General features: G+C 61.9%; 12 protein-coding genes and 1 pseudogene. 6 read left to right on the plus strand and 7 right to left on the minus strand.

Annotation, left to right across the window (positions count from 1 at the left end):
* Positions 1–152: 152 nt before the first annotated feature.
* Positions 153–755, minus strand: a complete 603-nt coding sequence (locus EGJ22_RS13560; RefSeq protein WP_125920283.1) for a glutathione S-transferase family protein — start codon at positions 753–755, stop codon at positions 153–155.
* 144 nt (positions 756–899) lie between these two features.
* Between EGJ22_RS13560 and EGJ22_RS13565 the strand changes: the two genes are divergently transcribed.
* Positions 900–2,090 carry a benzoate/H(+) symporter BenE family transporter gene (locus EGJ22_RS13565; RefSeq protein WP_029887246.1) on the plus strand — a complete coding sequence of 397 codons (1,191 nt, stop codon included), beginning with the start codon at positions 900–902 and terminating at the stop codon, positions 2,088–2,090.
* Between the two features lie 396 nt (positions 2,091–2,486).
* Here the strand turns inward: EGJ22_RS13565 and EGJ22_RS26920 are convergent, their stop codons facing one another.
* The 3 genes and pseudogenes from EGJ22_RS26920 to EGJ22_RS13575 form a co-directional block, all read right to left on the minus strand.
* Positions 2,487–3,368, minus strand: coding sequence for a methyl-accepting chemotaxis protein (locus EGJ22_RS26920; RefSeq protein WP_370738709.1), 882 nt, complete (start codon positions 3,366–3,368; stop codon positions 2,487–2,489).
* Positions 3,369–3,395: 27 nt separating this feature from the next.
* Positions 3,396–4,427, minus strand: a pseudogene (locus EGJ22_RS26925) (methyl-accepting chemotaxis protein); the annotation flags it as partial.
* 140 nt (positions 4,428–4,567) lie between these two features.
* A complete protein-coding gene (locus EGJ22_RS13575; RefSeq protein WP_009685945.1) occupies positions 4,568–5,329 on the minus strand; it encodes an SDR family oxidoreductase in 762 nt (253 codons plus the stop codon).
* A gap of 177 nt (positions 5,330–5,506) precedes the next feature.
* Between EGJ22_RS13575 and EGJ22_RS13580 the strand changes: the two genes are divergently transcribed.
* Together EGJ22_RS13580 and EGJ22_RS13585 are read left to right on the plus strand one after the other, a co-directional pair.
* Entirely contained in the window at positions 5,507–6,508 is a 1,002-nt protein-coding gene (locus EGJ22_RS13580) for an NADP-dependent oxidoreductase (RefSeq protein WP_054890037.1), read from the plus strand.
* Between the two features lie 314 nt (positions 6,509–6,822).
* A complete protein-coding gene (locus EGJ22_RS13585; protein WP_125920285.1) occupies positions 6,823–7,713 on the plus strand; it encodes a glycosyltransferase in 891 nt (296 codons plus the stop codon).
* On the opposite strand, the gene EGJ22_RS13590 is transcribed toward EGJ22_RS13585, so the two are convergent.
* Both EGJ22_RS13590 and pyrF read right to left on the minus strand, forming a co-directional pair.
* The gene (locus EGJ22_RS13590) at positions 7,710–8,906 is read right to left on the minus strand and encodes an O-antigen ligase (RefSeq protein ID WP_054890038.1); all 1,197 of its coding nucleotides are present in this window, start codon (positions 8,904–8,906) and stop codon (positions 7,710–7,712) included. The genes EGJ22_RS13585 and EGJ22_RS13590 overlap by 4 nt on opposite strands.
* A gap of 116 nt (positions 8,907–9,022) precedes the next feature.
* On the minus strand, positions 9,023–9,724 hold the full coding sequence (pyrF, locus tag EGJ22_RS13595; protein ID WP_009685949.1) for an orotidine-5'-phosphate decarboxylase: 702 nt from the start codon (positions 9,722–9,724) through the stop codon (positions 9,023–9,025).
* A gap of 182 nt (positions 9,725–9,906) precedes the next feature.
* Between pyrF and EGJ22_RS13600 the strand changes: the two genes are divergently transcribed.
* The gene (locus EGJ22_RS13600) at positions 9,907–10,074 is read left to right on the plus strand and encodes a DUF2897 family protein (RefSeq protein ID WP_009685950.1); all 168 of its coding nucleotides are present in this window, start codon (positions 9,907–9,909) and stop codon (positions 10,072–10,074) included.
* Positions 10,075–10,329: 255 nt separating this feature from the next.
* Here EGJ22_RS13600 and EGJ22_RS13605 read toward each other — a convergent pair whose 3' ends face one another.
* Positions 10,330–10,665 carry a helix-hairpin-helix domain-containing protein gene (locus tag EGJ22_RS13605; protein ID WP_029885250.1) on the minus strand — a complete coding sequence of 112 codons (336 nt, stop codon included), beginning with the start codon at positions 10,663–10,665 and terminating at the stop codon, positions 10,330–10,332.
* 737 nt (positions 10,666–11,402) lie between these two features.
* Here EGJ22_RS13605 and EGJ22_RS13610 point away from each other — a divergent pair.
* Positions 11,403–11,678, plus strand: coding sequence for a DUF3077 domain-containing protein (locus tag EGJ22_RS13610; protein ID WP_070085780.1), 276 nt, complete (start codon positions 11,403–11,405; stop codon positions 11,676–11,678).
* Positions 11,679–11,982: 304 nt separating this feature from the next.
* Positions 11,983–12,825 (plus strand): 3-deoxy-8-phosphooctulonate synthase, encoded by an 843-nt coding sequence (gene kdsA, locus EGJ22_RS13615; RefSeq protein ID WP_009685954.1) that lies wholly within the window; start codon positions 11,983–11,985, stop codon positions 12,823–12,825.
* Position 12,826: the final 1 nt, after the last annotated feature.

Raw genomic sequence — 12,826 nt, forward strand, 5'->3', positions numbered from 1 at the left:
AAACGTAGGAGCGAGCGCAGCTCGCGATTGCGCCGCGCGGGCGGCGCTCGATCTCACAGGCGCTGCCATACCTTGTGGCAAACACCTGTCAGCCCTAAGGCGATCCCTGTGGGAGCTGGCTTGCCAGCGATGGGGCCGGTACAGGTTAGCGGTCAACCCACCATCGGCACATGCCTCGGGTGGCTGGCAACCCGCGCCAGCCAGGCGCGAACGGCAGGGTAAACGGCCAGGTCGAACCCGCCCTGATGGGCCACATGGGTGTAGGCATACAACGCCACATCGGCAATCGAATACTGCTCACCGACCAGGTACGGGGTCATCTGCAGCTGGCGTTCCATCACCTTCAAGGCCTTGTAGCCGCCCTTGTGCAGCTTTTTGTATTCCTCCATACGCTCATCTGGCAGCCCCAGGTAAAACTGGATGAAACGCGCCACGGCAATGTACGGCTCGTGGCTGTACTGCTCGAAGAACTGCCACTGCAACACCTGGGTGCGCAGGCGCGGCTCGCTGGGCAGGAATGTGCTGCCATCGGCCAGGAAATTGAGAATGGCGTTGGACTCCCACAGGTAAGTGCCGTCTTCCAGCTCCAGCACCGGCACCTTGCCATTGGGATTCATCGCCAGAAACGCCGGCGTTTCGGTCTCGCCCTTGAGAATGTCCACCGGGTGCCATTCGTACGGCCGGCCCAGCAGGCTCAACATCAGCTTGACCTTGTAGCAGTTACCCGACTGGTAGTCGCCATAAACCTTGTACATCGCCCCTCCCTGCAAAGCAGTTTTGCAATTGCGCCCAATAGTTGGCGACTGTACGGCTAAAAGCAATGGCCGCTGTATGGCAAGGATCCACCTTGCTGGCTGTAGTCTGAAAAAACTGCTTACACCTTTACAAGGACTTTGTTCATGACCAATGCCACTTCCGCACGCCTGCGGCCCCTGGCAGACAGCGCCCCGTCGGCGGTGGTCGCCGGCTTCATCGCCATGCTCACCGGTTATACCAGCTCGCTGGTGCTGATGTTCCAGGCCGGCCAGGCGGCCGGGCTGACCACTGCGCAGATCTCGTCGTGGATTTGGGCGCTGTCGATTGGCATGGCGGTGTGCAGTATCGGCCTGTCATTGCGCTACCGCACCCCCATCACCATTGCCTGGTCCACCCCCGGCGCAGCGCTGCTGATCACCAGCCTGGGCGGGGTCAGCTATGGCGAGGCCATTGGCGCCTACATCACCTGCGCGGTGCTGGTGCTGGTGTGCGGGCTGACCGGCAGCTTCGAGCGCCTGGTCAAACGCATTCCGGCGTCGCTGGCTTCGGCGTTGCTGGCGGGCATCCTGTTCAAGATCGGCAGCGAAATTTTTGTGGCGGCGCAGCACCGTACCCTGCTGGTGTTGGGCATGTTCTTCAGCTACCTGCTGGTCAAGCGGCTGTCGCCGCGCTACTGCGTGCTGGCGGCCTTGCTGGTGGGTACCGCACTGTCGGGCGCGCTGGGCCTGCTGGACTTCAGCGGCTTCCACCTGGAAGTGGCCAAGCCGGTGTGGACCACGCCGAGCTTCTCGCTGGCCGCCACCATCAGCATCGGCATTCCGCTGTTCGTGGTGGCCATGACTTCGCAGAACATGCCTGGCGTGGCCGTGCTGCGCGCCGACGGCTACCAGGTACCGGCCTCGCCACTGATCTCGGCTACCGGTTTTGCCTCGCTGCTGCTGGCGCCGTTTGGCTCGCACGGGGTCAACCTGGCGGCGATCAGCGCGGCCATCTGCACTGGGCCGCATGCCCATGAAGACCCTAGCAAACGCTACACCGCGGCGGTGTGGTGCGGGATTTTCTACGGCATCGCCGGGGTGTTCGGGGCGACCCTGGCAGCGCTGTTTGCCGCGTTGCCGAAAGAGCTGGTGCTGTCGATTGCGGCGCTGGCGCTGTTTGGCTCGATCATGAACGGGCTGACGGTTGCCATGAGCGAAGCGCGCGAGCGTGAGGCGGCAGTGATTACCTTCATGGTGACGGCGTCGGGGCTGACCCTGTTCTCGATCGGGTCGGCGTTCTGGGGGATTGTGGCGGGGGTTTTGGCCCTGGTGATTCTTAACCCGCGCAAGGCCTGAAGGCCATTATTGCCTGTACCGGCCCTATCGCTGGCAAGCCAGCTCCCACAGGGATCGCATCAGGGCTGACAGGTGTTTGCCACAAGGTATGGCAGCGCCTGTTAGAGCGAGCGCCGCCCGCGCGGCGCAATCGCGAGCTGCGCTCGCTCCTACGTTTGTTTCGGGCCAATTATTCCTGTGGGATTTGCGCGCGAACGCCTTGGCGCATGCCTCAAAATCGCGTCGTACGAACAAGGCGGCCGCGCGCATCTGGCACAGGGGTTACTGGCCCGAAACAAACGTAGGAGCGAGCGCAGCTCGCGATGCGCCGCGCGGGCGGCGCTCGATCTCACAGGCGCTGAAGATGCTACGGCGAGCACCTGGCAACCCTGATGCCATCGCCAGAAACCACCTGGGCTACAACCTGAAATGCCCCACCATCCCCTTCAGGTCGGTGCCCAACTGCGCCAGCTCCACACTTGACCGGGCATTGTCCTGCATGGCCAAGGCCGCCTGGTCGGCACTGCCGCGGATCTGTGTGACGCTGCGGCTGATCTCTTCGGCCACCGAACTCTGCTGCTCGGCTGCCGCGGCGATCTGCTGGTTCATCTGCTGAATCAACGACACTGCCGCAGCAATACTGCCCAGCGCACTTTCGGTGTGCAACGCGTCAGCCACCGCCATACGCACCAGTTCGGCACTGCCGCGGATCTGCGCCACCGACTGCTGCGCATTGCCGCGCAAGCTGGCCACCAGGGTCTCGATCTGCTCGGTGGACTGACGGGTACGCTTGGCCAGCGCCCGCACCTCATCGGCCACCACGGCAAAACCGCGCCCCTGCTCACCGGCCCGGGCAGCTTCGATGGCGGCGTTCAGCGCCAGCAGGTTGGTTTGCTCGGCCACGCTCTTGATCACTTCCAGCACATCGCCAATGGTATGGATTTCGGCACTGAGGCTGTCGATGCCGGCACTGGCGGTTTCCGCCGCGGCGGCCAGCTGTTCGATGCGCTGCATGCTCTGGCGCACCACCTGCTGGCCCGAGCCGACCTTGGCGTCTGCCGACTCGGCCGCTTGGGCTGCTTCTTCGGCGTTGCGCGCCACATCGTGCACGGTGGCGGTCATCTGTTGCATGGCGGTGGCGACCTGTTCGGTTTCCTCTTTCTGGCTGCCCACCTCACGGTTGGTCTGTTCGGTCACCGCCGACAGCGCCTGGGCACTGCCTGCCAGTTGCTCGATCCCCTGCTGCAAGCCACTGACAATACCGGCCAGCCCCGCGGCCATCTGCTGCATGGCCTGCATCAACTGCCCCACTTCGTCACGCCGCGGCGCCTGAGCATCGAACGCCAGCTCGCCCGCAGCAATGCGCTGGGCGCGGGCGATCACATGCTTGAGCGGGCCGACCACCGCGCGGGTAATCAACCAGGCCGCCAGCACGCCGGCCAACAGCGCCAGCACCGTGGCCAGGCCAATGGCCAGGGCATTGCGCTGCAGCTCGCCCTGCAGGGCCTGCTCCTGCGCCAGGTAGGCCTGGTCGACGCGCCCGGTGACCTGCTCGGCACTGGCCTGCAACTGGTCCTTCAACCCTTGTTCACGGGCCAACTCGTCGGTGTATTCGTTGAGCTTTTCCGAGAAGCTGCCGATGTGCCCCGCCACTTCGCCCAGCACGCTCTGGTAACCGGCATCGGCGATGGCGCCCTGCAGCTGGCCGACCAGGCTGGCCGCCTCGACGGTTTGGGCAATGCGCTCTTTACTGACACCCTCTTCGCCCTTGCGGCTTTGCTCCAGGCGCACCCGCGCTTCGTCCATGGCCTGCAGCATCAGCCGCGACACCTGTGCCACCTGCCCGGCTTGCTCGAGAAACTCGCCGCCCTGCTGGCCTTGGGACTGCTTGAGGGTGTACACGCCATCGTCGGCCAGGCCGGCCTGCAGCACATCCAGGTTATTGGCCACGCTGGACACCGACCAGCTGGCCATGTCCAGCGCCAGCTCCTTGGCCTGCACCGCCTGCACGAAGGCCTCGAATGCCTGGCCGTAGGCCGCCAGGTCGGACTCTGCCGCCGTCAGCGCCGGCAGGGTACGGGCGCGCTCGGCCAGGCCCTTGAGGCCGCTGCGCAGCGCCTCGGCCTGTTTCAGGTCGGAACGCAGGGCAAATGCCTGTTCGTGCTGGCGCAAGCGCAGCAGGTCGGTATTGAACTGGGCCAGCTGGCGCAAGCTGTCGAAGCGCTGGCCCACGCTGTATAACGCCGCAACACCAATGGCCGCGACCGCCAGCGTCAGCAGCAGCACCAGGGCAAAGCCCAGCCCCAGTTTACGGGCCATGCCCAGGTTGGCCAGCACACCATGCTTGCTCGCGCCCATTGCCCATTCCCCTTGTGCTTGCGAGGTTAACCCGAAGGCCAAGGTTGGCAACGTTGCCTGCTGCTGAACAAGGGCCTGACGTCAGAATAGTGTCAAATAGCTATGTCTTGTCGCTTTTAGCTGCGCTGAAGTCGGTTTCATCAGATCGCTGTCGCCCCACCGTCCACAGTCAGGCAGTGGCCAGTGGTGAACGCCGCGCCGTCGCTGCACAAGTACAGCACCGCACTGGCAATTTCCTCCACCTTGCCAATGCGCCCGACCGGGTGCATGGCCGCGGCGAATTCAGCCTTGCGCGGGTCAGCTTCATAGGCGCGGCGGAACATGTCGGTGTCGATCACCGCCGGGCACACCGCGTTCACGCGGATGCCCTTCTTGGCGTACTCGATGGCCGCCGACTTGGTCAGGCCGATGACCGCATGCTTGCTGGCACTGTAGATGCTCATCTTCGGCGCCGCGCCCAGCCCTGCCACCGAAGCGGTATTCACGATCACCCCGCCGCCCTGGGCCAGCAGCAACGGCAGCTGGTACTTCATGCACAACCACACCCCCTTCACGTTCACGCCCATGATGGCGTCGAACTCGGCCTCGCTGCCGTCGGCCAGGCGATGCTGCTCGATCTCGATACCGGCGTTGTTGAAGGCGTAGTCGAGCCGGCCATAGGCCGCCATCAGCTCGTCGTGCAACTGACGCACCGATGCGTCACGGGTTACGTCGCAGGCAATGAACAGCGCCTGGCCCCCCGCTGCCTGGACAAGCGCTACGGTGGCTTCACCGCCGACCGTGTCGCGGTCGGCCACTACCACCTTCAAACCCTGCTGGGCGAACGCCAGGGCGGTTGCCCGGCCAATGCCGGCCGCCGCGCCGGTAACCAGGGCTACCTGGCCAGAAAAGGTCATGCTCATCGCGCGCTCCTGTGACGGTATGGTGGGGTTCAGAGCATAGTCAGGCGTTGTCTGGCGAGGCAGCATCATCACATGAGCATTTGGGCTGCCATGCTTGTCAGTGATATTAAGCACCTGACTTCATCAACAGGGTAGATTGAAGCCCTGTTTCCCTCCACTGCCTACAAGGACCCCGTCATGAGCCAAACCAACCGCCGCTTCCTGCTCGCCAAACGCCCGGTGGGTGCCGTGCGCCGAGACGACTTCAGCTACGAGACCGTACCTGCCGAGCAACCCGGCGAAGGCCAGGTGCTGGTGCGCAACCTGTACCTGTCGCTGGACCCCGCCATGCGCGGCTGGATGAACGAAGGCAAGTCCTACATTCCGCCGGTGGCCCTGGGCCAGGTGATGCGCGCGCTGGGCGTGGGCGAGGTGGTAGCCTCCAACCACCCGGACTTCAAGCCCGGCGACCATGTAAGCGGCGCGCTGGGCGTGCAGGACTACTTCACCGGCGAGCCCCAGGGCCTGCACAAAATCGACCCCAACCTGGCGCCGCTGCCACGCTACCTGTCGGCGCTGGGCATGACCGGCATGACCGCCTACTTCGCCCTGCTGGAAGTGGGCCAGCCCAAGGCTGGCGACACCGTGGTGATTTCCGGCGCGGCCGGCGCGGTGGGCAGCATTGTCGGGCAGATTGCCAAGGTGAAGGGTTGCCGCGTGGTGGGCATTGCTGGCGGCGCCGAGAAGTGCCAGTACCTGAAGGACGAGCTGGGCTTTGACGGGGTGATCGACTACAAGGCCGAAGACGTGCTGGCCGGTTTGAAGCGCGAATGCCCGAAAGGCGTGGACGTGTACTTCGACAACGTGGGCGGCGAGATTCTGGACGCGGTGCTGACGCGCATCAACTTCAAGGCACGCATCGTGATTTGCGGTGCCATCAGCCAGTACAACAACAAGGAAGCGGTGAAGGGCCCGGCCAACTACCTGGCATTGCTGGTGAACCGCGCGCGCATGGAAGGTTTTGTGGTGATGGACCACACCAAGGAGTACGGCAAGGCCGCACAGGAAATTGCCGGGTGGCTGGCCAACGGGCAGGTGAAAAGCAAGGAAGATGTGGTGGAGGGGCTGGAGACCTTCCCAGAGACCTTGCTGAAGCTGTTCAACGGTGAGAATTTCGGCAAGTTGGTCCTGAAGGTTTAACCCTACCCGAATGCGCAGCCCCCGGAAGTTGCGGCCTGGCTTCACGCCGGGCTGCGCAGCACAGCCCCCCTCATTCCCGCACGCTCAGCAGGCGCCCGTGGCCCTGCTGGCGCCGCGAATTGCAGCACCCTTCGGCGTACCGGATTCACAGGTTGACCTTGCCTGTCCGATACCTGCCGTATCCCTTCGTTGCCCCTTCATTTAGAATGGGTAAAGCCTGAGCAAGACATTGGATTACCATCACTTCAGGCCTGGGCAAACAGGCAGTCTGCACCTAAGCGTCAGACAAAACGGATCAACGCTAGGGGTTTGAAATGTGTTCTGAGAATCACGCCGTTACTGACAATCCGTTGGTGACAGTGATCATCGCGTCTTACAACCATGCGCGCTACATCGAAGCCAGCATCATGAGCGTCATCAACCAGACCTACAGGAATATCGAGCTTCTGGTGATCGATGACGGTTCCAAGGACGACAGCCCCGCATTGCTCAAGCGTTTGCAGCAGCAGCACGGTTTCTACCTACGCCTGCAGGCCAACCAGGGCCTGGCACGCACCCTCAACGATGCGATCGCGCAAGCCAAGGGCGACCTGATAGTGCCTTTTGGCTCTGACGACATCATGCTTGCGCACCGTATCGCCACCCAGGTGGCGTATATGCAGGGCAAGCCCGAGGTGGGAATTTGCTCAGCCAACATCGAAACCATCGACCAGGACGGCAAGGTGATGGGTGCCCGTGAGCAGCGCAACCGCAACCTGCCCTTCCGCCGCCTGGACTTCGACGACTTGTTCCTCGACCGCAAGCCAGGGCCCATGGCAGCCACTTTGATGCTGCGCCGTGAGGCCCTGGAAAAGGTAGGTGGCTTCAACCCGGATATCCGCCTGGAAGACGTTTACATCGAGTTGTCGATTGCTCGGGCCGGTTATTACATCGACGTGTTGGGTGAAGTACTGGCGCAGTACCGTGACCACCCTACCAATACCTTCAAGAACGGCCGCTTCATGGTTGATAACGTACTGCGAACCTTTGCAGTGTTCAGCGACCACCCGCAGTACGAGCAGGTTTGCATGAAATTCCGCAACTCCATGCTATTGAAGTACGCCAACCGGGACAAAGCGCTGAGCCGGGAAATGCTTGCGCAAATCCCGCTCAGGTACTGGAACCGCAAGACCCTGCGCGGGCTGTGGCGGTTGCTCTGGTCTTAAGTAACGCGGCCGCGCTGCCAATGGATCAGTGACTGCCCGTAGACCAGCGCCAACGGAATCCAGATCAGAAACCAATGCTCTTTCGGGCGTGACATGAATGCACTGCCTTCAGTCAGGCCCGAGACAAAGCCGAAGATCAGCCAGGTGGCAGCCAGCGTTACACCAGGGTGCTTGCGATAATTCCAGCAGAAGTACATGGCCAGGCTGTAGATCGTCATCCACAGCACCAAGCCCACCACCCCGCCTGAATACAGCACGCCCAACTCGATGTTATGGGGGTCGGCAAGCGTTTGCGCGAGGCCCGGAATAATCACGGTCATGGGCGTGTCGTAACCATGCCCCAGCCACGGATGCTCGCCAATCTGGCGCAGCGCCTCCAGCCAAATGGCCGGGCGATAGGACAAGCCCCGCTGCGTGATGGCCTCCGGGTAGACCAGCACCATGCCCAGCAGCGCGATCAACACCGCAGCCAGCGCCAACAGCCCGCGTTTACGGTCGCCGACAATAATCAGCCACGCCAATGCCGCGCCCAAGCCCATCAAAGGTGTCCGTGAACCTGTGGCTACTACCGTGGCGCCCAGGATCGCCAGCCACACCAGCGACATCGGGTCGAGCACGCGTTTTGCCTGGAACCAGTACGCCAGCCATACGGCTGTGAAAGCGCCCAGCACATGAGCGGTTAGTAGAGGGTTGTACAGGGCCCCGTAACCTTCCAGCCGGCTGGCACCCGCTGGCCGTTGGTAAAGCAGGAAATAGCCGAGGTACAGGGCCGCCGCTATCCCTACCAGAGTTGCAGCGATGCGCACGCACTGCTGGAGATGGGCCGGGGCATGCAGGCTGATCATGCCTGCCGATAGCAGCACCATGGCGATGTACAACGGCCTTTTCAGCAAGCTCCCTGCGGAGTTGGCCGAGTCGGACCATGCAATGCTCAGCATGGTGTACGCACAAAACACCAGGAATGCGATGAATAAAGGATTGCCGGCCAGCTTTTTCAGCATTGCCGGCTGCAATAGCAGCGCCACCAAGGTTGGCACTGCCAGCAGGATATAGAACAGCTTGTGGTAGAGAGAACGTTCCCCCACCCAGAACATGCCCGTGAGCATGACCAGCCAACCCAAAGGGAGAACATAGCTGTTGACCTTCCTTCCCCAGCGCTGGGCCGGGGATTCGACTAATACATCGGCTGACATTGACGTTCTCGACAAGAGTGGGGAACTCACGGGCTGCTTACTCGATGTGACCGTAACACAGGCATGTGAACAGAGCGCCTAACGCGCAAGGCTTTGGCCCAACGATGGCTCGGCACTCAGTTGCGAATTTCGGCAACAACGGCTGACAGCGCCTGGCCAGGGTTTGCCGCTTGGCTGATGGGCCGGCCGATCACCAGGTAATCCGAGCCGGCATCCAGCGCTTGGCGCGGGGTGAGGATGCGGCGCTGGTCATCCTGCGCGCTACCCGCCGGGCGAATACCCGGGGTCACCAACTGCAGCGCGGGGTGCGCCGCCTTCAAGGCCGGTGCCTCCAGCGCCGAGCAAACCAGCCCGTCCATGCCCGCTTTCTGCGCCAATGCCGCCAGTCGCAATACCTGCTCTTGCGGGTCTACATCCAGGCCGATGTCGGCCAGGTCTTCACGTTCCATGCTGGTCAGCACGGTCACGCCAATCAGCAACGGCTGCGGGCCGCTGCGCTTGGCCAGTTCTTCGCGGCAGGCCGCCATCATGCGCAGGCCACCGGAGCAATGCACGTTGACCATCCACACCCCCATTTCGGCCGCTGCCTTTACCGCCATGGCCGTGGTGTTGGGGATGTCGTGGAACTTGAGGTCGAGGAACACTTCGAAGCCCTTGGCGCACAGGGTTTCAACAATGCCCGAAGCGCTGCTGGTGAACAGCTCTTTGCCCACCTTTACCCGGCACAGCGCAGGGTCAAGCTGGTCAGCCAGCTTCAGGGCGGCATCACGGGTCGGGAAATCCAGGGCGACGATCAGGGGCGTCTGGCAGGCGGACATGGCAGGGTCTCTTGGCAAGTCGAAAACGGCGCGCATTGTAAACGAAGTGGCGCGGGCTTTGGGGCCCGCAGGTCACGGAATTGGCCCGGCACGGGCGGGCACCTATAATTGAACCAACGGAACGGGTAATTGCTCAAACTTTACACACGCGTTGCCCATGGCCCGATCAAAGGAGAACGACAATGCCCTGGTATGCCTGGCTGATCCTCATCATAGCCCTTGGCTCCATCGTCGGCGGGTTGATGATGTTGCGCGACACGGCCAAGAAACTGCCGCTTACCGATGAGCAACTGCGCAAGGTGCATGAGCGCAACGCCGAGGCAGATGCCAAGGATGCGCGGGATCGCTGAAATGCCCCGCCGTTGCCCGGGGCGCGAGGATTGTTGTTACGGCCACTTATATAAACGGGGCTGGGGGGTAGTGCCTGTTAGTTAAGCGTTACTGGGGCTGCTTTGCAGCCCTTCGCGGGCACGCCCGCTCCCACACGTTGAGGTGCTGAACTCAAGAAATGCGCGATCCCCTGTGGGAGCGGGCGTGCCCGCGAAGGGTCGCAAAGCGGCCCCAAATTACTTAACTGACTTGCACGCCCCCTGCCCCTCCTGCAGTTACTCCACCATCACTTTGTCCCGGTTGCGCTCCAGCAGAGCATTGCCTATCCCCTTGATCTCCAGCAACTCATCCACCGAGGCAAACGGCCCATTCGCTTCGCGGTAGGCCACAATGGCCTCGGCCTTGGCCTTGCCAATGCCATTCAGCTCCTTCTGCAGGGTCAGGGCATCGGCCTTGTTCAGGTCCAGCCGCTGCGGCTGCTGCACCTGCTGCTGGCTGACTATCGGCACCGGTTCGGCAACCGCTGCCGTATTGGCCGGGGCGGCACTGAGGGAAAAGGACAGGCTGGCGAACAGCGGCAGCAGCAGGTACGACAGAACGTTGTTACGCATGGTGAACACTCCTTGGGTTGGTCTTTTACAGCAGCCGGTTTCCTTCGGCCGTGCCAACAACCCTAGCGACTAACTCGGAAGCAAAACACCCACGCCCACCAGCGAATGGTTACCAGATCCGTCAACAAGCCTATCAACCTCGCCGACCCTCAAACCGAGTTCACAGCCCCCCTTAGGCGTCGTCCTCACTGAGGCATGGCCCTGCCGACCAACGTGTGGGCAAATGCCTAAATCTCCGCAAGCGCCTGCCCACCCTTAGCCGGCTGTTTTCCCACAAGGCACGCCGCAAAATGCCCCAAGAACCGGAAGCCTGACCTTGCCACTGTTGTCGGTGGAGGTGGAATGGGACGCCGCGTTACAAGACATCGACCTTGTCCTGGCCTTCGATCCCGATGGGACCAGTCAATCTGTCGAAATCAATTATGTCAGACTTTCCTGAAACGCTTCCCCGCCTCTTCAGCTTTGGACAACAAGCGAACTATCCTACGCTCCGGTCAGAAGCAGCTGAATAGCCGGGGAAATGCCCCAGGGATAACTTCACCGGGTCGCCGATTTGGTGACCGGGTGTGAGAACCTGCTAAGCACTGCTGCTCTCCTGTTCATGGCGGCCATTCGCGGGCAAGCTTCGGCTTGGCCGGTTTTCAGTGCATCGGTTTCTCACCCCGCGTAATGGCTGCCACCTTTGTCCGTGAGAAAGATCGAGGTGGTGGTTTCTGCCAACGCACTGGAACCCCAACATGAAAAACCACGACCAAGCCCCCATCCTAACCGCAGGCATCGAAACCTTCCTCGAAGCCGGCAACCCCACCCTGAACCTGCTGCGCGTGCAGCCCGGCGTTCCGGTAGACGATGCGTATGAGCATGTCTCCGTGCTGCTAGGCTACTGCAAGCACCTGGTACGCGAAGGCGACATGGAGGATGACCACAAGATGCTGGGCGCAGCGGATTACCTACTGGCCCTGGCCAAGGCCCTGATGAACGACATCGAAATTGCCAAGAACAAACGCCACTAAAAGCACTGGCACCAGGCAATCCAAAACCAGTGATCGGGTCGCGGTAACGGGACAAGCCCGTCCCCCGTCCACACCACCGGAGGTGCGGTTTTCCGCACCCGGCGGTTGGACACCAGGCAAATGCGGCGATACCCCCGACCGAAATTGAATGCATACCAGCCGGCCAAAAGCTCCCCTATCCGCTCATGCTCAAAGAGCGGCTGAAAGATTGTAGAATCCCCCCGTCCGCAGTTAGCAAGGGCATGCTGACTACAATTCACTTGCCATGTCCCAATGGCTGCCCTTTGGGCCTATCGAGTAAAAAATGATCAAGATCAACTCCACCATCGAATGCTCCAACTCGGCTCCTTTTGTGCTGTTCGGCGGCATCAATGTTCTCGAGTCTGAAGACCTGGCGCTGACCGCCTGTGCCGAATACGTGCGCGTAACGCAGAAGCTGGGCATCCCGTATGTGTTCAAAGCCAGCTTTGATAAAGCGAACCGCTCATCGATCCACTCCTACCGTGGCCCCGGCATGGAGGAAGGGCTGCGGATCTTCGAAAAGGTGAAGGCCGAGTTCGGCGTACCGATCATCACCGACGTTCACGAAATCTACCAGGCGGCCCCGGTCGCGGAAGTGGTCGATGTACTGCAGCTGCCGGCTTTCCTCGCCCGCCAGACAGACCTGGTGGTCGCCCTTGCCAAAACCGGCAAGCCAGTGAATATCAAAAAGCCGCAATTCCTTAGCCCGTCGCAAATGCAGAACATCGTGCACAAGTTCAAGGAAGCGGGTAATGACCAGCTGATCTTGTGTGACAGGGGCACTTGCATGGGCTACGACAACCTGGTCGTGGACATGCTTGGCTTCGGCGTCATGAAACGCACCTGCGAAGACCTGCCGATCATCTTTGACGTCACCCATGCCCTACAAAACCGCGACCCATCCGGCGCGGCTTCCGGGGGCAGGCGTGAGCAGGTGGTAGAGCTGGCGCGTGCGGGAATGGGCGTGGGCCTGGCCGGCCTGTTCCTGGAAGCCCACCCTAACCCTGATCAAGCCAAGTGTGACGGCCCCAGCGCCCTGCCACTGGACAAGCTGGAACCCTTCCTGGCGCAAATCAAGGCGCTTGATGACCTGGTCAAGTCGTTCCCGCCGTTGACCATTGCTTAAG

Origin of the sequence: Pseudomonas sp. p99-361 (assembly GCF_003935475.1) — a bacterium.
GTDB lineage: Bacteria > Pseudomonadota > Gammaproteobacteria > Pseudomonadales > Pseudomonadaceae > Aquipseudomonas > Aquipseudomonas juntendi.